18 protein-coding genes, 1 tRNA gene and 1 pseudogene are annotated in these 21,521 nt (G+C 54.9%); 16 read left to right on the forward strand and 4 right to left on the reverse strand.

Annotation, left to right across the window (positions count from 1 at the left end; translation table 11 throughout):
- Positions 1-41: 41 nt before the first annotated feature.
- On the reverse strand, positions 42-1,400 hold the full coding sequence (locus ACKTS9_RS16515) for an amino acid permease (protein WP_407881848.1): 1,359 nt from the start codon (positions 1,398-1,400) through the stop codon (positions 42-44).
- 583 nt (positions 1,401-1,983) lie between these two features.
- On the opposite strand from ACKTS9_RS16515, the gene ACKTS9_RS16520 reads away from it, so the two are divergent.
- The 4 genes and pseudogenes from ACKTS9_RS16520 (at position 1,984) to ACKTS9_RS16535 (ending at position 7,339) form a co-directional block, all read left to right on the forward strand.
- Complete coding sequence (locus tag ACKTS9_RS16520) at positions 1,984-3,534, forward strand: amidohydrolase (protein ID WP_407881849.1); 1,551 nt, start codon at positions 1,984-1,986, stop codon at positions 3,532-3,534.
- A gap of 103 nt (positions 3,535-3,637) precedes the next feature.
- A complete protein-coding gene (locus tag ACKTS9_RS16525) occupies positions 3,638-5,173 on the forward strand; it encodes a RecQ family ATP-dependent DNA helicase (RefSeq protein ID WP_407881850.1) in 1,536 nt (511 codons plus the stop codon).
- A gap of 1,124 nt (positions 5,174-6,297) precedes the next feature.
- Positions 6,298-6,534: pseudogene (locus tag ACKTS9_RS16530) on the forward strand (LPD23 domain-containing protein); the annotation flags it as partial.
- A 631-nt stretch (positions 6,535-7,165) separates the two neighbouring features.
- Positions 7,166-7,339 (forward strand): hypothetical protein, encoded by a 174-nt coding sequence (locus tag ACKTS9_RS16535; RefSeq protein WP_349216341.1) that lies wholly within the window; start codon positions 7,166-7,168, stop codon positions 7,337-7,339.
- 834 nt (positions 7,340-8,173) lie between these two features.
- Here ACKTS9_RS16535 and ACKTS9_RS16540 read toward each other — a convergent pair.
- The 3 genes from ACKTS9_RS16540 to ACKTS9_RS16550 form a co-directional block, all read right to left on the reverse strand.
- Positions 8,174-8,249: transfer RNA gene (locus ACKTS9_RS16540), tRNA-Val, on the reverse strand.
- A 114-nt stretch (positions 8,250-8,363) separates the two neighbouring features.
- Positions 8,364-9,101 carry a BtpA/SgcQ family protein gene (locus tag ACKTS9_RS16545; RefSeq protein WP_349216342.1) on the reverse strand — a complete coding sequence of 246 codons (738 nt, stop codon included), beginning with the start codon at positions 9,099-9,101 and terminating at the stop codon, positions 8,364-8,366.
- Between the two features lie 33 nt (positions 9,102-9,134).
- Positions 9,135-9,854 carry a GntR family transcriptional regulator gene (locus ACKTS9_RS16550; protein WP_407881851.1) on the reverse strand — a complete coding sequence of 240 codons (720 nt, stop codon included), beginning with the start codon at positions 9,852-9,854 and terminating at the stop codon, positions 9,135-9,137.
- Between the two features lie 200 nt (positions 9,855-10,054).
- On the opposite strand from ACKTS9_RS16550, the gene ACKTS9_RS16555 reads away from it, so the two are divergent.
- From ACKTS9_RS16555 to ACKTS9_RS16610, 12 genes are all read left to right on the forward strand, one after another.
- Complete coding sequence (locus ACKTS9_RS16555) at positions 10,055-11,215, forward strand: hypothetical protein (protein WP_407881852.1); 1,161 nt, start codon at positions 10,055-10,057, stop codon at positions 11,213-11,215.
- A gap of 1 nt (position 11,216) precedes the next feature.
- Positions 11,217-12,122, forward strand: a complete 906-nt coding sequence (locus ACKTS9_RS16560; protein ID WP_407881853.1) for a carbohydrate kinase family protein — start codon at positions 11,217-11,219, stop codon at positions 12,120-12,122.
- A gap of 120 nt (positions 12,123-12,242) precedes the next feature.
- Positions 12,243-12,764 carry a crossover junction endodeoxyribonuclease RuvC gene (gene ruvC, locus ACKTS9_RS16565; RefSeq protein WP_349216346.1) on the forward strand — a complete coding sequence of 174 codons (522 nt, stop codon included), beginning with the start codon at positions 12,243-12,245 and terminating at the stop codon, positions 12,762-12,764.
- Positions 12,765-12,802: 38 nt separating this feature from the next.
- Positions 12,803-13,405 carry a Holliday junction branch migration protein RuvA gene (gene ruvA / locus ACKTS9_RS16570; RefSeq protein WP_349216347.1) on the forward strand — a complete coding sequence of 201 codons (603 nt, stop codon included), beginning with the start codon at positions 12,803-12,805 and terminating at the stop codon, positions 13,403-13,405.
- Between the two features lie 3 nt (positions 13,406-13,408).
- Positions 13,409-14,476 (forward strand): Holliday junction branch migration DNA helicase RuvB, encoded by a 1,068-nt coding sequence (gene ruvB, locus ACKTS9_RS16575; protein WP_407881854.1) that lies wholly within the window; start codon positions 13,409-13,411, stop codon positions 14,474-14,476.
- A gap of 100 nt (positions 14,477-14,576) precedes the next feature.
- Positions 14,577-15,935 (forward strand): phosphoglucosamine mutase, encoded by a 1,359-nt coding sequence (gene glmM, locus ACKTS9_RS16580; RefSeq protein WP_349216349.1) that lies wholly within the window; start codon positions 14,577-14,579, stop codon positions 15,933-15,935.
- Between the two features lie 56 nt (positions 15,936-15,991).
- Entirely contained in the window at positions 15,992-16,858 is an 867-nt protein-coding gene (locus ACKTS9_RS16585) for a class I SAM-dependent methyltransferase (protein ID WP_349216350.1), read from the forward strand.
- A 27-nt stretch (positions 16,859-16,885) separates the two neighbouring features.
- Positions 16,886-17,755, forward strand: coding sequence for an energy-coupling factor transporter ATPase (locus ACKTS9_RS16590; RefSeq protein ID WP_349216351.1), 870 nt, complete (start codon positions 16,886-16,888; stop codon positions 17,753-17,755).
- The gene (locus ACKTS9_RS16595; protein WP_349216352.1) at positions 17,748-18,605 is read left to right on the forward strand and encodes an energy-coupling factor transporter ATPase; all 858 of its coding nucleotides are present in this window, start codon (positions 17,748-17,750) and stop codon (positions 18,603-18,605) included. The genes ACKTS9_RS16590 and ACKTS9_RS16595 overlap by 8 nt, the downstream gene beginning before the upstream one ends.
- Positions 18,606-19,415: an energy-coupling factor transporter transmembrane component T family protein gene (locus tag ACKTS9_RS16600; RefSeq protein WP_349216353.1), complete on the forward strand. Its 810-nt coding sequence runs from the start codon at positions 18,606-18,608 to the stop codon at positions 19,413-19,415.
- 8 nt (positions 19,416-19,423) lie between these two features.
- Complete coding sequence (gene truA / locus ACKTS9_RS16605) at positions 19,424-20,182, forward strand: tRNA pseudouridine(38-40) synthase TruA (protein ID WP_349216354.1); 759 nt, start codon at positions 19,424-19,426, stop codon at positions 20,180-20,182.
- Entirely contained in the window at positions 20,179-21,513 is a 1,335-nt protein-coding gene (locus tag ACKTS9_RS16610; protein ID WP_349216355.1) for a DUF5711 family protein, read from the forward strand. Before truA ends, ACKTS9_RS16610 begins: the two co-directional genes overlap by 4 nt.
- Positions 21,514-21,521 lie beyond the last annotated feature (8 nt).

Raw genomic sequence — 21,521 nt, forward strand, 5'->3', positions numbered from 1 at the left:
GCCGGCGGCGGCGATTTTGCTTGTTTTTTTACAAAATGCGCTTATTTAGCGGAGTTTTTGTTCTGGCGCTCCATCAAGTAGTAAGCGGGCAGACCGGTACCGACTGCAACAACCGCAGCGATGATGCTGGGGATAGCAGACCAGATAAAGGTGGAGTAAATCAGGGTGGCAGTCATGGCCATGGCGATCACGGGCATCACATAGCCGCCGGGCATTTTGTAAGTGGGTTTGTAGTGCGCTTTGCGGCGCAGAACGAAGATCGTGCCGAAGGTCAGGAAGTTTTTCAGCAAAGCAATCACAGTGAAGTAACCCAGCAGATCAGACAGGCTGGACGCAAAAATCAGAACGATGGCGACCATGCACTGAACAACAATGGAGAAAGCCGGGGTCTGATATTTGGGATGAACCTGACCAAACTGTTTGAAGAACAGGCCGTCACGAGCCATTGCATACTCGATGCGCGGCTGGAACATGATGCAGCTGGACAGAGAACCGATTACAACGATGATAGCCATGATGGCGACCACAACGTCAGCGCCCTGACCAATGACGGGAATTTTGGAAGCCAGCAACGCGATAGGAGCGTCGGAAGCAGCCAGCTCGTCAATGGTCAGCAGGCCGGAAGAGACGAAGGTCAGGCCAACATACAGAGCCAGCACGATCAGAGCAGTCAGAATCAGGCCGCGGGGCATGTTCTTCTCAGGCTCTTTGATCTCACCGGACATGTAGCAGGCAGCGCCCATGCCGTCGAAAGACCAGGTCGTTGCAGAAATACCTGCCAGCAGAGCAGTGATGCCGGTAGCGGAAGCGCCGGCCAGCGGAGTGGAAGACAGCAGAGTGGAGCTATCCATAAAGAACAGACCCACACCGATGATCAAAACAAAGGGCAGAATTTTCAGCGCGGTGATGATCGTCTGGAATTTGCCGCCGCCCTCTACGCTGCGCAGATGTACGAACATGAAAATCAGGACGAATACAGTAGCCACGATTTTCAGGACGATGCCGTGCATGGGCAGGAAGTAAGCCAGATAGTTCACGATGGCCAGAGCCATGATGGAGATAGAGGGAGGGTCAGTGGCCCAGAAGCTGACCCAGCCGCACAGGAATGCCAGCGGACGAGATCCGGCTTCACGGAAATAGACGTACTGGCCGCCGTCCTCGGGGAACGCAGAAGCCAATTCAGCATAGCAGAAGTTGGCAGGAACCTGCAGAAGGCCACCGATCAGGAACGCCAGCACCAGGAACAGGCTGCTGCTGGCCGCATTGGCAACTTCCGAAAGAGACGAGAAAATGCCGGAACCAACGGTGGTTCCAACACCCAGAGCAATGACAGCGCCAAGCCCTAATTTACGTCCCAACTCGTTGTTGGCTACGGCAGTGGATTTTTCAGGATTTGACATGATGATTCTCCTTTCCTAACCATTGCAGCTTCACAAATAACTACAATGGCGATCCTTGCTGGAATAAAAATGAGGGAAATACATAACACACCAGGTTTTTTATACCACTTCATGCATATCTTAGCATAGCGCACAAAAATAATCAATCAAAAAAGGCGAATGTAAGAGGTTTTAAAGCATTTTCAGCGTTGTGTCAGAAAACCGGAAAGCAGCTTTGTGGATTGTCCAATAAAAATTGTGCATGAATGGTATAAAAAAAGCTCGTTTGGTAGACCAAATTTTCTTTGGGACGATTGGAAAACAGCCAACTTGTATAACTTGGGTTTTGAAAAATGAGCCACTTTTCGGCATACTGAATCAGGATTTGAAAAAAATCTGTACCATCATCCAAAAAAGAAAAAAACAGTGTTTTTTTATTGCAGAGAACACAAAAAATGTGTTATAGTGTAACAGAATTTCAAGCACGTTGCTTGAAGAAAACATAACACACAGGGTTTCAGCCGCTTTACACAGCCAGGTGATACGGTGCGCCGCCACTTCATTTGACGCGCCGTGCTTCTTAAAAGCAAGGAGTGATGTGAGCATGAGTGAACATGCGCAGATTCTGCTGAAATCCAATAGTATTTTTGATGGTACCGGAGCCGACCCGTTTGCCGGGTACGTAGCTGTTGCCAATGGCAAAGTGCTGCAGGTGGGAAAAGGTGAACCTGCGTCGGAATGGATTGGAGAAGATACCACCGTTTATGAACTGGGCGACAAAACTGTTTGCCCCGGTTTTGCGGACGCACACACATTTTTTACCGGCTGGTCTCTTAATTATGTGGGCGTAGATCTGTCTGCTGCCACAAGCAGCGAGGAAATTGCCCGTGCTGCTTTGGCTTATGCGGATACGCTGCCGGAAGATCGACCGGTTTGGGGCCATGGATGGAATCCCGCTGTGCCCAACGGCGGCCCGGAAGAATTGGACCGCACGTTCCCGCAGCGTCCGGCGGTCTTGTTTGCGCAGGGCGCCGAGACGTTCTGGATGAACAGCGCGGCGATTCAGCGTTATGGCTTTGACAACAGCGCAGACTGCAATGAAGTGTTCTGGAAACTGATGGAAGAGATTCTGGACGATCATGCGTTCAGCGCACCGCTGTTTGATAAGTATATGCAGATGTTGAACAGCCGTGGCATTACTTCTGTCAAGGAGATCGGTTATGATACCTTCAGCTCCTTTACGGATGTTTTAGAGGAAAAGGAAAAATCCGGCAAGATGACACTCCGCGTGAGTTTTATGAGCCAACCTGTAAAAGAAGGCGCCAATCTGGAATACGGCAAAGCCATGCGCGACCGTTTCAAGGGCCCCTTTGTTCAGTTCTCCGGCTTCAATCGCATGACGGATGGCTCCATCAGCCAGATGAATGGTTTCCTGAAACAACCGTATCTCTGTGCGCCGGATACGGTTTGTGCACAGGACATTGATTGGGCGCAGATTGAGGACGAGGTGCTTCGCGCAGACCAGGAAGGCTTCCGCTTTTCGCTGAACGCCCAGGGAGACGCTGCTGTGGCACGTGTACTGGATATTTATGATAAGTGCCGCAAAACGGATGACGGAAAAGTGTATAACCGCCACGCGGTGACCGAGGCCGAATTCAGCGACCCGCAGGATCTGGAACGCATGGGCCGCATGGGCGTGATTTGTGAATTCTATCCGCAGATTCAGGCCATTGCGGACTATGCCGGAAAAGTGGGAATGATCGAGGAGAAGCTGGGCGCAGAGCGCGGAAAAGGCTACTGGAACCGCCGGAAAATGGCGGACAGCGGCGTGCGCCTGTGCTGCGGCACAGATCTGCCTTTGGTCATTGATGACATTCCTCAATCCTTGTATCATAGTGTGACCGGAAAATTCCCCGAGGGCGGCGAACCTTTCCATCCGGAAAACACCTTGACGGTAAAGGAAGTTCTGATGGCGTGGACCAGCGGCGGTGCTTACGATTTTTATCGTGAAAACCAGACAGGAACGCTGGAAGCCGGCAAGCAAGCTGATATTGCTGTGCTGAGCGACAACGTCTTTACCCGTTCCATGGATACGATCCGGGATATGAAGGTTACTTTGACACTGGTAGACGGACGCGTGGTCTACGAGGCGTAAAATGAAAAAGTCCGGGCTTTCAAAGAAAGCCCGGACTTTTTTGTTTACACGGTCAGGTGTTTAGGGTTATACTGGGAGAAGTCTGCGCGTAAGGAGGGATGGCATGGAACCGAAATTGGTACAGAAGAAATATGAAATCCTGCGTCAGGTGTTTGGCTATGACCAGTTTCGTCCGGGACAGGAAGAAGTGGTGGACAGCCTGCTGGAAGGACAGGACGTACTGGCGGTGATGCCCACAGGCGCAGGAAAATCGATTTGTTATCAGCTGCCTGCTCTTTTGCGTCAGGGGGTGGCGGTGGTGGTCTCTCCGCTGATTTCTCTGATGAAGGACCAGGTTCAGTCCCTGCTGCAAATGGGGGTGCGGGCGGCTTATATCAACAGCTCTCTCTCCGAAGCGCAATGCCGCAAAGCACTGGCCAATGCCGCATCCGGAATGTACAAAATTGTGTATGTCGCGCCGGAGCGTTTGCTGACACCGGGCTTTCTTTGGTTTGCCGAACAGGTGCAGATTTCTCTTCTGTGTGTGGACGAAGCGCACTGTGTGTCACAGTGGGGGCAGGATTTTCGCCCCAGCTATCTGCAAATTCCCGAGTTTTTGCGCCGCCAGCCTGGAAAAATTCCGGTGGGCGCCTTTACAGCCACGGCTACTCAGAAAGTGCGGCAAGATATTTGCCGTATGTTGGAACTGCGGCAGCCTTTGGAATTGACCACCGGGTTCGACAGACCGAATCTCTATTTCGAAGTGCAGGTGTTGGAAGAAAAAGAAAAATATGAAGTGCTTCGTGACTATTTGCGCCGCCACTCAGATACGAGTGGAATCGTTTATTGCTCCACGCGGAAAAAGGTGGATTTGGTCTACAGCCGTTTGGAAGCAGATGGATTTCACCCGGCGCGATATCACGCAGGCCTCGATGCGCAAACACGTCAGGAGGCACAAGATGATTTTCTGTTTGACCGGGTGCGTGTTATGGTGGCGACCAATGCGTTTGGAATGGGAATCGACAAATCCAATGTGGCGTTTGTGATTCATTACAACATGCCACTGGATTTGGAAAGTTATTATCAGGAAGCCGGACGCGCAGGGCGCGATGGCCAGCCGGCAGATTGTATTTTGCTTTACTCTCCGGGCGATGTGCGCACAGGAAACTTTTTGATTGATAACACAGACGAGCCGGTGGCTCCCGGAGAAACGGAAGATAACCACCGGGAACTTCAGCGCGAGCGTTTGCGGAAAATGACTTTTTACTGCCACAGCCGGTTTTGTCTGCGGGGCGAATTGCTGCGCTATTTCGGCCAGCGCACCTGGAAACCTTGCGGCAATTGTTCGGTATGCTGCCCGCAGCAGCAAAAAGCATCCCCCGTGCAGTTGATGGCACGACGCGCGCAACAGCAGACTGTTTGGGAAGAACGGGATCTGGATGCGGCCCTGCTGACTCGTTTGAAGGAAATGCGCCTGACACTGGCAAAGCGGCAGGGAGTTCCTGCGTTTGTGGTGTTCACAGATGCCACTCTTCGTGAAATTTGCGCACGCCGCCCCCAGACGGAAGAAGAATTGATGCGTGTGCCGGGAATCGGTGTGCGAAAATGCCAGCAGTACGGCAGAGAAGTGCTCAAAGTTTTGTGTGACTGGGCAACTTGAAGGCGATGGCAAAGGTAAACCCAAAGGGCCTGCGGGACGTTGTGCTGAACTTTGGAAAAAGCCTCGCGGTGGAAGGCAGCGAGGAAGCCATGACAGAAGCGGCCAACATTGTGGCGGATGCCATTATTATGGGGGACGTGTCCGATTACAATATCGCCCAAAACGCCTGGATGGAAGCAGGAAGCAGCGAAGACGAGGCCGAAAAACAGGCGCTGAAGGAACTGATCGTGCGTGTGGCCATGGCGGGCGCGGGCGGCATGATTATGGGCGCCGGGACCAGTGGTGCAGGCATGGCGTACAGCGCCGCAAATACGTATAACACCGGTCGCCAAATCAATCAAAGCGGAAATCTGGGAGAATTGATCGGGCAGGGACTGAGCACGGATGCTACCAGCGAGGCTTATACACAGGCGGCGCAGCTGGCCCAAAAGCAGCTGGAAGGTGCACGCATCGGCAATTATGAGACGGGCAGGCTGGCCAACGAACTGGCAATGTGGCGGAATGCAGATGGCGTATTTATGCCGCCGCTGCCGCAAAATGAGGCACAGACACCGGGTGTATTCCATCAGGCGGCGCAGCAGCGCGCCCTGGAAGAGGCGAAGGTGACAGAAGAGGAACTGAGAGCCATTGACCGCATGGCATCGGACAAAGGGCTGAATGTAGAGTATGTGTACGACACGGCAAGCGGTGTGGATGGATTCATACAGGGCAACACCATTACAGTAAACCTTGCCAGCGACAGCGCGAGCTTTGGCACAGCGGTGCATGAGATCGGGCACAGCATGCGGCAGGCGAACGAGGAACAGTATGTAAAATTCCAAAACGCGGTGCTGCGGATGGCCGAGCAGGATGCGGCCCTGAACGACTATGCAAACAAAGTGCGCAGCATGTACACGGCGCAGAGCAGCCCGGCATTGAAAAGTCTTTTGAACGAGGACGGAACGGTGAATAGCGCGGCGCTGGAAGAAGAAGTGACCCTGAAGCTGGCGGAGCAGATCGTGAGTGACCCGCAAAAGCTGACCGAGGCGGTGAGCGGAGACCGCGGGCTGATGGCGACATTTCTTGATTTTGTGCGGGGAATCAAAAACAGCATCGCTATCAAGCTGACAAACAGCCAGAAAGCGATGCTGGACGAAGCGGAGCGGACGCTGGTGAACCTGCTGCGGGGCGAGGCCGGGAACGTTGACGGGACAAGGTACAGTTACATCGGTGAAGGCGCGCAGCTGACAAGCCTGCAGCAAAGCACGCTGGAAACCGCCAAGCAACTGGAACAAAGCGGAGAAGATGCGGAAGCCATCCGCCGGAAAACCGGCTGGTTCCGAAGCATGGACGGTAAGTGGCGCACGGAACTGGACGACAGCACAGCACGGCTGAGCTGGAGCGTGGAAGACGGCGAAGCACGGCTGGGGGATGTGCTGGAGCACCCGGCGCTGTTCCGCGCACATCCGGAACTTGCAGAAGTGCGGCTGCGCACCGGGAATCTGCCGGACCGCGCGAGAGGAAAGTTTGATAGACAGAGCAATACCATCCTTTTGAACGAAAAGCTGGCGGGACAGCCGGAATCTGTTCTGCTGCATGAAATTCAGCATGCGATTCAGAAAAGCGAGGGCTTTGCGAGAGGGAGCAGCACGGAAAACGGCAAATGGCACGTTCTTTTGGATGCGTACCGGCAAGTGAAGGACACGCCGCAGTACCAACAGCTGCAAACGCCGGATGAGCGGCAGGACTATATTGAACGCGTGTTTGATGTGTTGGCGCAGCCGACGCTGGAACAGGCGGGGTTTAGACGATACCGCCGTGCGGCCGGAGAGACCGAGGCGCGGGACACCGCAAACAAAGCGGACTATAGCGCCGCCCAGAGGGCGCTGACCCGGCCGGACTTGCGCGGGGAAGCTAGGTACAGTGAACGGGGCTACCCACAAGCATTTGACATGCTGCGGGAAATGGGCTATTCTGAAAGCAAAATCCAGGAAATGATGAGAGGTTTTCAGAATGGAACAGAAGAAAGCAGAGGAGCAGAAGAATTTGGAAATCTGCGAGGAAGAACAGAAGCAGACGGAAGAATCGGAAGAAGGTATCACTCTGCCGGGGCAAGAGAGAGGGGTAGAGGGATTCAAGAAACTTATCGAACTGTTAGGCATTCCGGATCCCGATTGGGTGGAATAACCCAAGGTGCGGAGCAGGACAGCGGGCAAACATTTGAAAGGGAAAGTCTGAACATCCCCTATAGCCTGCCGGACGGGCGGAGCCTGCGCGAATACCTGAACGAGCAGTACAGGGGCGAGCCGATCACCTGGACGAATGCGACAATGGGAAAGCGGATGCAGATGGTGCAGACGGAAAACGGAGCGGCCTTCCCGCCGACGAACGCAGAAGAGCCTGCGGCGGCTGTGCCCGGAGCGATGACGGAAGAAGCTGCCCGGAGCAAAGCGCCTGACCGTATGCAGAGCACGGAGCAGGAGGATGCCGCGTGGGAGCAATACATGCCGAACGGATGGCAGAACCTGCCCATTGAACAGCAAATCGCGCTGTCGGAGCGGGCGCAAAAACGCGCAGAGCAAGCGGCACAAAGCCGGGCGGTTCGTACCCAAGCCATGGATGCGGCTGAAAAAGAAAACGAGGATATCCATCAAATCCTCTCCAAGCGGCTCCAATTGCCGCAGGCGGTTTCTGACGATACCCTCGTATCTAATGATAGTATACAAAATCAGCAGGAAAATGCAAGTGGGACGGGAGAATCCCCGGCCGACGCTGCGCCTGTAAATCAGGCGGAAAGAGACCCGAGAGAACTCCCGGAAGTAAAAGCTGCATTAAACGATAAAAACTCCCAGCTGTTCGGAATTTCCGGACGGTTGGAAGTTAAATATTTCTATATATGGAAAAATTTTCCCGTGCCACTACTGTGTCATTTCTGTGCCGAAATGTGCCAAAAGATACAAGTTGCTGCAAAGAAAAAACCACGATATACGTACATTCTAAGCGTATATCGTGGTTTTATTTTGGTGGACGGTAAGGAACTCGAATCCCTGACCCCCTGCACGTCAAGCAGGTGCTCTACCAGCTGAGCTAACCGTCCATATGAATTGCAGCTCTGTTATTATAGCAAATGTGTTTTTAAAATGCAAGTGTTTTTTGGAAGATTTTTAAATTTAAAACAGCAGGTGCGAAGAATTTCGCACCTGCTGCTGGATTAATGAGAATTTCGGGCCAGTTGTACAGCGTCCATCAGCTGCTGCACATACTCCGGGCACAAGTCCCCGCTGTCTTTGTGGCCCTGTTTGAAATAACTGCCGACCACAGCGCCATCCGCATATTGAAGCTGGCTTGCAATGTTTTCCGGCGTAACGCCTGCGCAGACAAACAGAGGGAAGTCGCCAAGGGTCCGGCGGAAGGTAATAATTTTTTCCAGTGAGGTTTCCTGACCGGTCTTGTCCTGGGTTACGCAAACGCCATCACATCTTGTTGTAGCAATTTGCAGGTCTTCCTCTACTGTGTGTTCGGATAAAACCGGCTGGTATTTAAAACGCACACCGCCCATGACAAACGCTTGACAGCGGGAGCGGTAAAGCCGGAAAAAGGCATCCAGTGTGGGTTCGTCCCTCGGTTTAACGTGTCCGACAACAGAATCCAGCTGCAGAAATGCACAATCGTACTGAATGGCCAGTTCAAACCCCATGGCATCCACGTTCAGACAGTTGACTCCGTAGGGAATGCCAAACTGTGCATTTTTCAGGTATTCCAGCACACGAGCCACTTGCGGGTAGGTGCCGAAATAAGGCTCTACCAGTACGGCGTCTACATGATGCTGACGATAGATGTCAATTTCTTCTTTGGCGCGGCGGAAAACATCTTCGTCATCTGTACCTTTGGTGTGGATCATTCCGATGATCGGTTTCTCAATGTGAAAATATTCCTGAATCTCCTTCAAAGTTCAGCCCTCCTGTTATGTGTGCGGACAGCGTCAGCTTTCCGTCACGTATTTATAAATATCACTTCGAATGAACTGATCGTTCACATAAACCACGCCCAGTTCATCGCTTACCACCTGCCGGACGCCCAGCAGAGGCGTATTGATAGGGCAGTTCAAGCTGCGCGCCTGCTCGCGGTTTGCAAATTGCACTTCAAATGTTTCCACAAAATGCAGGGTGTGCACAGGACGATATTGCCGAAGCACTTCCAGAAGCGGGATATGCTCTACATCCGCTTCCAGCAGATAGGCTGCACCAGCGGAAAAATAATCGATTTCAAAAATCACCGGCGTCTCGTCCACAAGTCGCACCCGCTTGATGCAGAGTACCCCCTGATCGGCCTGCCCGTTCAAAAGCTGAGCAAGGTCCTTTTTCACCTTTTGCACTTTCCTCGATACAAGGTGCGTTCCTGGCTTTTTGCCCATTTCGAGACAGGAAGCGGTAAAGCTGCGGTGTTCCGCACGCTTTTCAACAACCACCGGCGCCGCTACAAATGTCCCTTTTCCATGCCTTTTTACAAGCACGCCCTCTTCGGTCAGCCCCTGCAGGGCTTTGCGAACGGTGACGCGGCTTACGCCAAACTGGCGGCAAAGCTGATTTTCACTGGGGATTTTGGCGCCCGAGAGATACACGCCGTGCTGAATATTTTCCAGCAGCAGTGTGCGAAGCTGTTCGTAATAGGGCGTTTTCACATTGGGGTCCAATTGAGGCATTTCGCGCCCTCCTCTCTATAATACAAGATAATTCATGTTCTACTTTCCGTCAATCCTGATTTTGTAAAAACAAAGGATAACTGTGGTCTGTTACAAAGATTTCGCCTCTTTTTTGTGGAAATGCTGAAAATGGTGAAAGGTGGTTTTAATACAAGGGCATACATGTTAAAATGTCGTTGTAGAAAGGAGCGTGGCGTTTTATGAAACAGTATCTCACCCTGAAACCGGAGCAGATGCCCGAAGATGCACAGGCTTTTGCACAGCGTATAAGCGAAGAGTATCATTTGGCAGGGATGGAAGTGTTTTTGGATGATGTGAAGCCCAGAACGCTTCCCCTGTTTTCCGACGAGGCGGGCAAACAGGCGCTTTTGATGCAGATGAAGAATATTTGTGTGGCGCGTCTGCATGCATCCTATTGGGCTTACCCGACCGCGTTTCTTACGGGAAACCGGTTTGCGGAACTGGTAAACCGCATGGGCGGCGAGGAAAATGTTCGTGCATATTACGGGGATTTGACCGGCGACCATATGATGAAACGCTGGGTGCAGGAATATGAACTGGCGGCCGCGCTGAAAGCGGACAGCTATGTGTTCCATCTGATTGATTATGCGCCCATTGACGGAATGTGGGCCTTCCATATGGATAAACAGGCGATTCGGCAGGCAATGGCAGCTATGCTGCAGCGGTTTGTGAACAGCCTGCTGGAGAAAAAGCTTCTGACGGCGGACAGCCCGGTGATTGAATTGGAAAATGCGGGCTGGGGTCTGGAACACGGTGTGCAGACCGCGGAGGATTATGCTTTTGTGCTGGAGCAGATTTACGATCCCTTTGACCGGTTGCGGGTCGGCTGGGAAGTGAATCATCTGCTGCATGCGGTGGGCAAAATGTCGGATGGAAGTGTCCGCTTCTTCCTGCCGGAAGAAGAGTTGACAGAGGACATGCGCCGCCTGGAGCAGGAAGAGGGGAAAGATCCCCGGGCATTTGCGCACTCGTGGGTGCGCCGCAATCTTCTGCATCCTGCACTTCGAGGAAAAGTGGCAGCCGTGCATTTGTCGGACTGCAAATGGAAGAGCGAGGAATATTTCCGCAACGGTCTGTTGGCAGAACCTTGGCTGTCAGAGATTCAGGCTTTGGAGACCTGGGATGAAAAAGAAGAGTACGGCGTGAAAATTGTACTGGGACAGTACGATTCGCATGAAGTGCTGGGGGATGGAGCGCTGAACGGCGGCGATATGGCCGCGATTCTGGCTCAGCTGGAAGAGGAGAACCACGGCCTGATGCTGCTGCATGAATTGAAAAACAGCGTGCCGGTGGAACCTGCACTGCAGCGCCAGCTGGCTGCATTGAGAGGAGAGCATTGAAATGAAATATCTTGTGGCCGGTCCGACCATTGTCAATGACATTTTGCTGGCGGATAAAAGTGAGAAACAGTGTGTGCTGGGCGGCTCCGTGTATTGTGTGGCCGGCATCAAACTGTGGAGCGATGACTGCTTGTATGTTTCCAATGTAGGGCCTGATTTTGAAGATTATTACGGGGCGTGGATGGATGCCAATGCCCTGAAACGAGATGGTTTGTCCGTTGTTTTGCCCCACACATGGTACACTCGCCTGATTTACGGCGAAGCCGGCCTGCACAGCGAAGTGTTCCGCTACGGGGAAGAGGAAGAGGCGCTGCTCAACGAAATGGATGTGCTCAGTGCCCGCCAGATTGCGCTCTGCTGCGATGCCGACACCAAAGGCATCTATGTGGAAGCGGTGGAAACCTCGCAGATGTGGGACCAGTTGGATGAGATTCGTGCGCGCTGCAGCGCCAAAATTATGTGGGAGATTCCCACCTCGGCCGCCTTGGACCCGGCGCGGCATGCAGGGGTGCTTCGCACCATTCAGAAGACGGATCTTTTCTCCATCAATCTTCCGGAGGCAAAGGCTCTGTTCGGCGTGCAGACGGAAGAACAGGCCATTGAGCAACTGCTGCGCTTGAAAAAGCCCTGTTTCTTCCGCGTGGGCTCGAAAGGAGCTTATATGCTGCAGGATGGGCAGGCGGCTTTTGCGCCCAGTGTGACCGTGGGCCCGGTGGTGGACCCCACCGGCTGCGGTAATGTGTCTACTGCGGCTGCGCTGTATGGCTGGTGCGAGGGATATGAGCCGAAAAAGATTGCACGCCTGGCCAACATTTCCGCTGCCTACAATCTGCTGCAGTACGGTCCCTGCCCGAAAGTGGACGCGGCCATGCGCCGGCACGCAGAAGAGCTGCTGCAAAACGAGTGAACATGAAAAACCTGTGAAATCCCGGCTGGAACTTGCCACCAGCCGGGATTTTTATTGTCTTGACAGTGATTTTGTGATATACTAAAACAGTTCATATTGTAGAATGGGGGGAAAAGCGGTATGCGCATTCTGGGCATTGACCCGGGCTATGCCATTGTGGGATTTGGCGCGGTGGATTACGAGCGGAATCAGTTTACCACTTTGCAGTACGGCGCGATCACCACGCGCTCACATACCGTTTTTGAAGACCGACTGGAAGAAATTTATACGGATATGACGCAGCTTCTGGATACAGTCCGGCCGGATGCGGTGGCCATTGAGACGTTGTTTTACACCACCAACCAGAAAACGGTCATTGCGGTGGCAGAGGCCAGAGGCGTGATCCTTCTGTGCGCGAAGCTGGCGCGCGTGCCGATTTTCGAGTATACGCCGCTGCAGGTGAAACAGAGTGTGTCGGGTTACGGCCGCGCGCCCAAAAAGCAGGTGCAGGAAATGACACGGCGGATTCTGCGGCTTCCGGAAGTGCCGAAACCCGACGACACGGCGGACGCATTGGCCATGGCAATCTGTCATGGATACAGTTTCCGCTCCCGGCAGTATGGCATCGCCCAGACACGGCGTCAGCAGATGGGATATTATTAATAGGTATGAGCCGGCTGAACCCGGCCGGGAGGTTTTGTATGATTTATTGTCTGACAGGCAAGCTTTTGGAAAGGACGCCGGACATGGCCGTAGTGGAATGCGGCGGTGTGGGATATCAGGCAGCGATTCCGTCCACGACTGCGGGCGCACTGCCTTCGGTGGGGGAAACCTGCACCCTGTATACCCAGATGAATGTGTCCGAGAACGATGTTTCCCTGTATGGATTTGCCACAAAGGATGCACAGGCAATGTTCCGCATTCTGACAGGGGTATCTGGCGTGGGTCCCAAGGTGGGTCTGGCCATTCTCAGTGTAATGGATCCGGCCCGGATCGCTCTGGCGATTTCAGGCGGAGACCATAAAGCATTTACAGCGGCCAACGGCGTGGGCCCCAAACTGGGTCAGCGCATTGTGCTGGAGCTGAAAGATAAGGTGGGCAAAAACCTGGGAGCAACGCTGGACCTGTCCGCACCTGCTGCGGCTGCAGCCCCGGCGGGGGGAATGGCTGCGGCTGCGGCCGCGCTCACCGGTCTTGGTTATACCGGTGCGGAAGCGGCAGCGGCTCTGTCCGGATTGGACCCGGCGCTTCCCACCGCGGAGTTGATTCGCCTTGCATTGCAGGGTATTGGAAAAAGGAGGTAACCCATGGCTCTGGAAACCGTAGACGTCAATGCGGCTGCCAACCGTTTGGTCAGCCCGCAGGCGGAGCCGGAGGATTTTGACAACGAATCCAGCCTTCGTCCGAAGTCTCTGGATGAATACATCGGACAGGACAAGGCCAAGGAGAATTTGAGCATTTATCTTCAGGCGGCCAAAAAACGCGGCGAGCCTTTGGATCATCTGCTGCTGTACGGCCCGCCGGGCCTTGGCAAAACAACACTGGCCGGAATCGTCGCGCATGAGATGGGCACACAGATCCGCATCACATCCGGTCCGGCCATCGAGAAGCCCGGCGATCTGGCGGCGCTTTTGACCAATCTGCAGGAAGGCGACGTCCTGTTTATCGACGAGATCCATCGCCTTTCCCGTCAGGTGGAAGAGGTGCTGTATCCGGCACTGGAAGATTATGCGCTGGACATCATGATCGGAAAAGGCCCCTCGGCGCAGTCCATCCGCATCAATCTGCCCCGGTTTACGCTGGTGGGGGCCACTACGCGTGCCGGGCAGATCACAGGCCCTCTGCGGGACCGGTTTGGTGTGTTGCTGAAACTGGAACTGTACAGCCCCAAAGAGCTGGCCAAGATCATTACCCGTTCGGCGGGGATCCTGGGCGTTCCCATTTTGCCGGAAGGCGCGCTGGAAATGGCCAAATGCGCCCGGGGAACTCCCCGTGTGGCCAACCGTCTGCTGAAACGCGCCCGTGACTTTGCCGACGTGATGGGCGACGGTGTGATCGATGCTCCCATCGCACGGGAAGCGCTGCGGCGCATGGGCGTTGATGAGATCGGCCTGGATGAGATGGACCGCAGCCTTCTGCGGGCCATTATCGAGATGTACAACGGCGGCCCGGTGGGCCTTGAGACCATTGCTGCGGCGCTGGGAGAAGAGAGTGTCACTCTGGAAGACGTGTGCGAACCCTATCTGATGCAGCTGGGATATTTGACGCGCACCCCCCGCGGGCGCTGTGTTACGCGCCATGCCTATGAACATCTGGGCATGAAGGCGCCCGGCGCACCGGAGCAGAATGGCCAGCAGACGCTGGACGATTATTGAGCGTGAGCATCTGTTCTTTGTGAATAGATTTGTTCATATTTATCCGATAGGATAGAAGGAAAAACGAAAAAATCGGCGATCCAAGAGGAGGAGAATAGAAATGGGGAAATTGTTTGGAACGGACGGCGCACGCGGTGTGGCCGGAAAAGATCTGACACCGGAACTTGCCATGCAGATTGGCCGTGCGGCGGCAGCCGTACTGGCGGGAAAGACGCAGCATCGTCCTCGTTTTATCATCGGCAAGGATACCCGCATCTCCGGTGACATGCTGGAGAACGCTCTGGCGGCCGGCCTGTGCAGCGTGGGCGCAGATGTGGAACTGCTGGGTGTGATTCCCACGCCGGCAGTGGCGTATCTGGTTCGCAAATATGGCGCCGATGCAGGCGTTGTCATCTCCGCTTCGCACAACCCGGTGGAGTTCAACGGAATCAAGCTGTTTGGCGGCGAGGGTTATAAGCTGCCGGATGAAGTAGAAGACGAAATCGAGCATCATGTGTTCAACAATGGCGCGGAGCTGACCCTAGCGACCGGCACGGCCATCGGTGCGGTGAAACGTGTGGACAGCGCCCTGAATGATTATGTGGATTATCTGGCCGATGCCATTGATGCCGATCTTTCGGGCCTGAATATTGCGGTAGACTGCGCCAACGGTGCGTCCAGCGCGCCTGCCAGCCTGCTTTTCCCGCGTCTGGGTGCAACCTGCCATTTTATTGGCAATGAGCCGGACGGCTGCAATATCAACGAGGGCTGCGGTTCTACACACATTGATAAACTGGCCGAATATGTGGTGAAAAACGGTCTGGACTGCGGTGTGGCCTTTGACGGCGACGCCGACCGCTGCCTGGCGGTGGACGAGAAGGGAAAAGAAATCGACGGTGATAAAATCATTGCCATTCTTTCCACGGATATGAAGCGCGAAGGCAAATTGAAACAGGATACTGCCGTAGTCACGGTTATGAGCAACCTGGGCTTTATCGAGTACATGCGCCAGAACGGTATGAAGACGGCCATTACTGCGGTGGGTGACCGCTATGTTCTGGAAGAGATGCGTGACAAGGGATATGTGATCGGCGGCGAGCAGTCCGGCCATATCATTTTGCTGCAGCACTCCACCACGGGCGACGGCGAGCTGACGGCAGGCATGCTGCTGCGCACGCTGGCTGAGAAAAAGTGCAAAATGAGCGAGCTGAACGCATTGTATACGCGGTATCCGCAGGTCACGGTGAACGTAAAGGCCACCAACGAGCAGAAAGCACGCTATAAAGAAGACGAGTACATCGCCGGATTTGTAGAGAGCCAGCAGCAGAGCCTGATGGGCCTGGGCCGTGTGCTGGTGCGTGCCTCCGGTACCGAGCCGCTGATCCGCGTCATGGTGGAAGGCAAAGATGAAGAGGCAATTGCGGCTTCTGCGGACCGCATTGCCGTGAAGATCAACGAACGCATTCACGCAAGAAAGTAAAAAGGCAGAATACCCGGCGGGTTTTCCCGCCGGGCATGCCGTATGGAGGGAACATTTTGCGCGCAGCAGAACACTGGAGCGACTATGAGCTGATCGACGCCACGGACGGCAACCGCCTGGAGCGCTGGAAAGACACTTTGCTGGTCCGGCCGGACCCGCAGGTCATCTGGAAAAATGAACGGACAAGCCCTCTTTGGGACAAGGCAAATGCGGTTTATCACCGCAGCGCCAGTGGCGGCGGAAAGTGGGAATATCGCCGCCGCATGCCCGAACGCTGGCAGATTCGTTATGGGGATTTGAAGCTGATTGTCTCCCCAACGGGCTTTAAGCACACGGGCGTCTTCCCGGAGCAGGCCGTCAACTGGGACGCCTACCGCCGCCTGATCGAGGGCGCGGGACGTCCGGTGAAGGTTCTGAATCTGTTTGGCTATACAGGTGGTGCGACGCTGGCCTGTGCCGCTGCCGGAGCGAGCGTCTGCCACGTGGACGCTTCCAAAGGCATGGTGGCCTGGGGACGCGAAAATGCGGCAGCATCCGGCCTGGCCGATCGTCCTATCCGCTGGATCGTGGATGACTGCGCCAAATTTGTGGCGCGGGAGATTCGCCGCGGCGTGCGGTATGACGGCGTGATCATGGACCCGCCCAGTTATGGCCGCGGACCGGGGGGCGAGGTTTGGAAGCTGGAGGACAGCATCTATGACTTCATCGATCTGTGCACCGACGTGCTCAGCGACGAGCCGTTGTTTGTGGCGGTCAACAGTTATACCACGGGCCTTTCGCCCAGTGTGATGGAGTATATACTGAAAACGCGTGTGGCATCCCGTTGGGGAGGCCGTACGGAATGTGATGAAATCGGCCTGCCGGTAACTGCCACGGGCGGCACGGTGCCCTGCGGAGCAACGGCCTGGTGGCTGGCGAAGTAAGGGCGCAGAGGGATGGAAAGGGATAAAATGAACGAACACGCACAGACCATGCTGGAAGCGAAAGATGTGGTCTTCCGTTATTCTGAAACAGGAAGCAACGCCATCGACGGGCTGTCCATGCAGGTAAAAAAGGGAGAATATGTGGCTGTTTTGGGGGCCAACGGGTGCGGAAAATCCACCTTGGCCAAACATTTTAACGCCATTTTGCTGCCTGCTTCCGGAACCGTGTGGATCGAAGAGATCCCGACGACGGACGAAGACCGGCTGATGGAAATGCGCCAAAAAGTGGGCATGGTGTTTCAGAACCCGGACAACCAGATCGTGGCTACCGTGGTAGAGGAAGACGTGGCGTTTGCCCTGGAGAATCTGGGCGTGCCGCGGGACGAAATGCGCTGCCGCGTGGATGACGCCATGCAGATGGCGGGCATTTACAAATATCGGGAAAAAGCGCCGCACAAGCTTTCGGGCGGACAGAAACAGCGTGTGGCCATTGCGGGTGTGATTGCCATGCGGCCGGATTGCCTGGTTCTGGACGAAGCCACTGCCATGCTGGACCCCATTGGACGGGAGAAGGTCATGCACACGGTGCACAAGCTGAACCGGGATTATGGCATTACGGTGGTGCAGATTACGCATTATATGGAAGAGGCTGCCACGGCAGACCGTGTGGTGGTGATGAGCGCCGGCCGCATTGTGATGGAAGGAACGCCCCGGCAGGTGTTCAGCCAGGTGGAGGCGGTAAAAGCACTGCATTTGGATGTTCCGCAGTCTGCAGAACTGTGCCACGCCTTGACGCAGGCGGGGCTTCCCATGCCGGATGATGTGATCCGGCCGGAGGAGTGCGCCGCGGCCATTTACAAAACCCTTACGGGAAAGGAGCCGCCCCGGGATGTCTGAATTTGTACGAGTAGAACATTTGAGCTATATTTACGGGCAGGGAATGCCTGATGAAACCATTGCGCTGGACGATGTGAGCTTTTCCATTGAGGAAGGACAGTTCGTAGGCATTATGGGAGCGACCGGCTGCGGAAAGTCAACGCTGATCACGCACTTCAATGGTTTGAATCGTCCCACTAAGGGGCATATTTACATCGGCGGCGAGGATCTTTGGGCCGACCCGGGTGATATTCGGCGCTTCCGTTTCCTGGTGGGGCTGGTGTTCCAGTATCCGGAGTACCAGTTGTTTGAGGAGACCGTTTATAAGGACATTGCCTATGGCCCCCGCAACATGGGACTCAGTGAAGCCGAGATCGACCAGCGGGTGCGCCGCGCCGCGGAATTCTGCGGCCTGTCGGAGGCATCTTTGCAGAAAAGTCCCTTCGAACTTTCCGGCGGACAAAAGCGCCGGGTCGCGATTGCGGGTGTGCTGGCCATGGAGCCCAAGCTTCTGGTGTTGGACGAGCCGGCTGCCGGGCTGGACCCGGAAGGCCGTGACACGATCCTGGGCCAGATCAAAGCCTGGCACAAGGAGACGGGCTCCACGACGATTCTGGTCAGCCATTCCATGGAGGACATCGCCAAATATGCCGACCGGGTTCTGGTTTTGAACAGCGGCAAGGTCGCCATGTATGACGAGACGGCCAAGGTGTTTGCGCGTGCACCGGAACTGCTGGAGCTGGGTTTGTCGGTCCCGGAAGTGACCAAAGTGTTTCTGCAGCTTCGTCAATGGGGGCTGGATATCCCCGTGGATGTATACACCGTTCCCTATGCGGTGAAAACCATTCTGGCCGCAAAGGAGGGGATGTAAATGCTGCGTGACATTACCATTGGTCAGCATTTTCCGGGCGATTCGGCGCTGCATAACATGGACCCCCGGGCCAAACTGGTTTTGACGCTGGTGTATATCATCATGTTGTTTGTAGCGTCCAATCCCATTGGGCTGGGTATTTCCATTGTGTTGGTCTTTGGGCTGTACCTGCTGGCAAAGATTCCGCTGCGGCTGATCGGGAAAAGTCTCAAACCGATTATTCCCATCATTCTGTTTACGGCGGTGCTGAATGTCTTTTTTGTCACAGGCGAATCGGAGCCGCTGGTGTCGCTGGGTTTTTTGCACATTTACCGCGAGGGCATCGACTATGCGGCGCTGATCGTGGTACGCATTATCTGCATCATCGTAGGTACCAGCCTTCTGACGTATACCACCAGCCCCATTGTTTTGACGGCGGCCATCGAGCAGCTGCTGCGCCCGTTGTCCAAACTGAAATTCCCGGTGCATGAACTGGCTATGATGATGACCATTGCACTCCGGTTCATTCCGCTGCTGATTGAGGAGACGGATAAGATTATGAACGCGCAGAAGGCACGCGGCGCGCAGCTGGATTCCGGCACGCTGATGCAGCGCGTCAAGGCACTGATTCCGGTGCTGATTCCGCTGTTCATCTCTGCGTTTCGGCGTGCCGATGAGCTGGCCATGGCCATGGAGTGCCGGTGCTATCACGGCGGCGAAGGACGGACCAGACTGAAGGAACTGCGTATGTCCGGCAAGGACGTATGGCTGACAGTTGCGGCAGTTGTGGTGTTTGTGGCAATGGGCTTGAGCAATTTTCTTTGGAAGTAGGCTGCCCCATGAAAGTGTTGATTACTCTCAGCTACATCGGAACGCATTATCACGGGTTTCAGGTGCAGAAAAATGCGCTGACAGTTTGCCAGGTGCTGCAGGATGCGCTGGAACAGCTGTATGGAACGCGGCCGCCGGTCAAGGGATGTTCCCGCACGGATGCGGGGGTTCATGCACTTGGCTACTGCGTCAGTTATACGCAGCCAAAGCCCATTGACCCGTATAAGCTTCCGCTGGCCATCAACCGGTTTCTTCCGCCGGACATTCGTGTGCGCCGTGCCCGGGAAGTGCCGGAGGCTTTTCACGCCCGGTATTCCTCGGTCAGCAAGGAGTACCTGTATTGTCTGCACAACAGTGCAATTGAAGATCCCTTTCAGGCTCCGTATGCCTGGCGGCTTGCAACGCCGCTGGATGCGGATAAGATGGCACAGGCGGCACGGGCGGCGGAGGGCCGTCACGATTTCCGTGCGTTCATGAGTGCGGGAAGCGATATGGAAGATACCGTGCGCACCGTGCACTTTTTTCGGGTGGAACGCACAGGCGAGGACATCCGCTTTCACATTTGTGCCGATGGGTATCTTTACAATATGGTTCGGATTTTGGTGGGTACGCTGGTCGAGGTAGGAGCAGGGCGCATGCGGCCGGAGGAGATGTCCGTGGTCCTGCAAAGCGGTAACCGGAGCCTTGCCGGAGATACGGCGCCTGCCAAAGGTTTGTTTTTGTATAAAGTACACTATCCCGACGAAGGGAAGACGGAGAGCTTATGAGTTTGTTTTCGCGCGGGTCAAAGCGGCGTGCTTCCGATGAGATTCGCGAAGAGGATTTTCAGCGTTTTGAAGATGCGCCCGGAACGGGCGGTAATTTTGAGAATCCGGTCAGTGCAGTGGAGCGGGGCAAACTGGTGCGTCTGGAGCGCATTCAGAAAAAGCGGCGCGCGCGCCGCATTCGTGTCGCGGTGGTATGCACGGTGCTGCTGGCCGGCATTCTGGTCTATTTTACCGGATTGTACGGTGCTTCGCTGGCTCTTTTGGGAGATACGGTGGATTCCATCCGGATTGCGCTCACACCCGGCTCCGGGTTTCCGGTGAAGACGAGCATACCGGGCTATGTGGAAAGTCAGCCGCTGGCCGGCGGCTTTGTGGCGGTGGGCGAGCAGGACTTGGTCATTTATGCGGCCAATGGAAACAAAGTTCGCACGCTGCAGCACGGATTTGCAAATCCGTGTATTACGGCAGGCAATACCCGCGTATGTATCTATGACCGTTCCGGTACACAGCTGCGGGTGGAAAATCGAAGCCAGACGCTGTATGAGAATCAATTTGACCAGTCGATTTTCTTATGCGCCATGAGCCCCAACGGGACGCTGGCCGTATTTTTGGATGGGGGCCTGAAAGTTTACGACCCCATGTTTAACAACATTTTTGAATTTAAAACGGAGGATTTGCCGACGGCCATGGCTTTTTCAGACGACAACCGCAATTTTGCGGTGGCGTGCCCCAAAGAGGGAAACGGTGGATTGGGCAGTGTGATCTATCTGCTGAACACTGGTATGGAAGACTACAGCCAGGCAGTGACCGTGCAGGTCAGTGACGGTATTCCTCTGAAAGTGGAATATCTGGATCGTCAGAGTGTGCTGGTGGTGTATGATCGTTTTGCGGCGATTTACAACGTGTCCGACGGAACGGAAAAAGCGCGGTATGACTTTGGCGCCAATCAGCTGCAAAGCGCGGCTGTGAGCGGAAAGAATACAGTTTTGTTGTTCGGTGACGGCGAGCATACGGAACTGACGCGGTTTGTCGTTTTGGATACAAATCTGGCGGCGGTGGGGCAGGCAGCTGTGCCGGTGCGTGCCAACAGTGTGGCGGCCAGCCGCTCCGGTGTGTATGTGCTCACCAATACCCTGGTATATTGCTACGGCCTGGATGGCAGCGACAACGGCAGCGTGGACCCCGGCGCAAAGCCCTTGGCGGTCATCGACGCGGACCGGCTGCTGTTGCTGACGCAGGAACAGATTCTGGATCTGGATGCGCCGCAGACGGACGCTTCCGCCAGTGCCGTTTCGAGCGAAGCGGTTTCTCAGCCGGCTTCGGCTTCATAGATAGAAAG

Origin of the sequence: Owariibacterium komagatae (assembly GCF_045865535.1) — a bacterium.
GTDB lineage: Bacteria > Bacillota > Clostridia > Oscillospirales > Ruminococcaceae > Ruthenibacterium > Ruthenibacterium komagatae.

What these genes read in the sequence shown, in the direction of transcription:
- ACKTS9_RS16515 (WP_407881848.1), bottom strand. Translation starts at nt 1,400, where the DNA reads ATGTCAAATCCTGAAAAATCCACTGCCGTAGCCAACAACGAGTTGGGA.
- ACKTS9_RS16520 (WP_407881849.1), top strand. Translation starts at nt 1,984, where the DNA reads ATGAGTGAACATGCGCAGATTCTGCTGAAATCCAATAGTATTTTTGAT.
- ACKTS9_RS16525 (WP_407881850.1), top strand. Translation starts at nt 3,638, where the DNA reads ATGGAACCGAAATTGGTACAGAAGAAATATGAAATCCTGCGTCAGGTG.
- ACKTS9_RS16535 (WP_349216341.1), top strand. Translation starts at nt 7,166, where the DNA reads ATGGAACAGAAGAAAGCAGAGGAGCAGAAGAATTTGGAAATCTGCGAG.
- ACKTS9_RS16550 (WP_407881851.1), bottom strand. Translation starts at nt 9,854, where the DNA reads ATGCCTCAATTGGACCCCAATGTGAAAACGCCCTATTACGAACAGCTT.
- ACKTS9_RS16555 (WP_407881852.1), top strand. Translation starts at nt 10,055, where the DNA reads ATGAAACAGTATCTCACCCTGAAACCGGAGCAGATGCCCGAAGATGCA.
- ACKTS9_RS16560 (WP_407881853.1), top strand. Translation starts at nt 11,217, where the DNA reads ATGAAATATCTTGTGGCCGGTCCGACCATTGTCAATGACATTTTGCTG.
- ruvC (WP_349216346.1), top strand. Translation starts at nt 12,243, where the DNA reads ATGCGCATTCTGGGCATTGACCCGGGCTATGCCATTGTGGGATTTGGC.
- ruvA (WP_349216347.1), top strand. Translation starts at nt 12,803, where the DNA reads ATGATTTATTGTCTGACAGGCAAGCTTTTGGAAAGGACGCCGGACATG.
- ruvB (WP_407881854.1), top strand. Translation starts at nt 13,409, where the DNA reads ATGGCTCTGGAAACCGTAGACGTCAATGCGGCTGCCAACCGTTTGGTC.
- glmM (WP_349216349.1), top strand. Translation starts at nt 14,577, where the DNA reads ATGGGGAAATTGTTTGGAACGGACGGCGCACGCGGTGTGGCCGGAAAA.
- ACKTS9_RS16590 (WP_349216351.1), top strand. Translation starts at nt 16,886, where the DNA reads ATGAACGAACACGCACAGACCATGCTGGAAGCGAAAGATGTGGTCTTC.
- ACKTS9_RS16595 (WP_349216352.1), top strand. Translation starts at nt 17,748, where the DNA reads ATGTCTGAATTTGTACGAGTAGAACATTTGAGCTATATTTACGGGCAG.
- ACKTS9_RS16600 (WP_349216353.1), top strand. Translation starts at nt 18,606, where the DNA reads ATGCTGCGTGACATTACCATTGGTCAGCATTTTCCGGGCGATTCGGCG.
- truA (WP_349216354.1), top strand. Translation starts at nt 19,424, where the DNA reads ATGAAAGTGTTGATTACTCTCAGCTACATCGGAACGCATTATCACGGG.
- ACKTS9_RS16610 (WP_349216355.1), top strand. Translation starts at nt 20,179, where the DNA reads ATGAGTTTGTTTTCGCGCGGGTCAAAGCGGCGTGCTTCCGATGAGATT.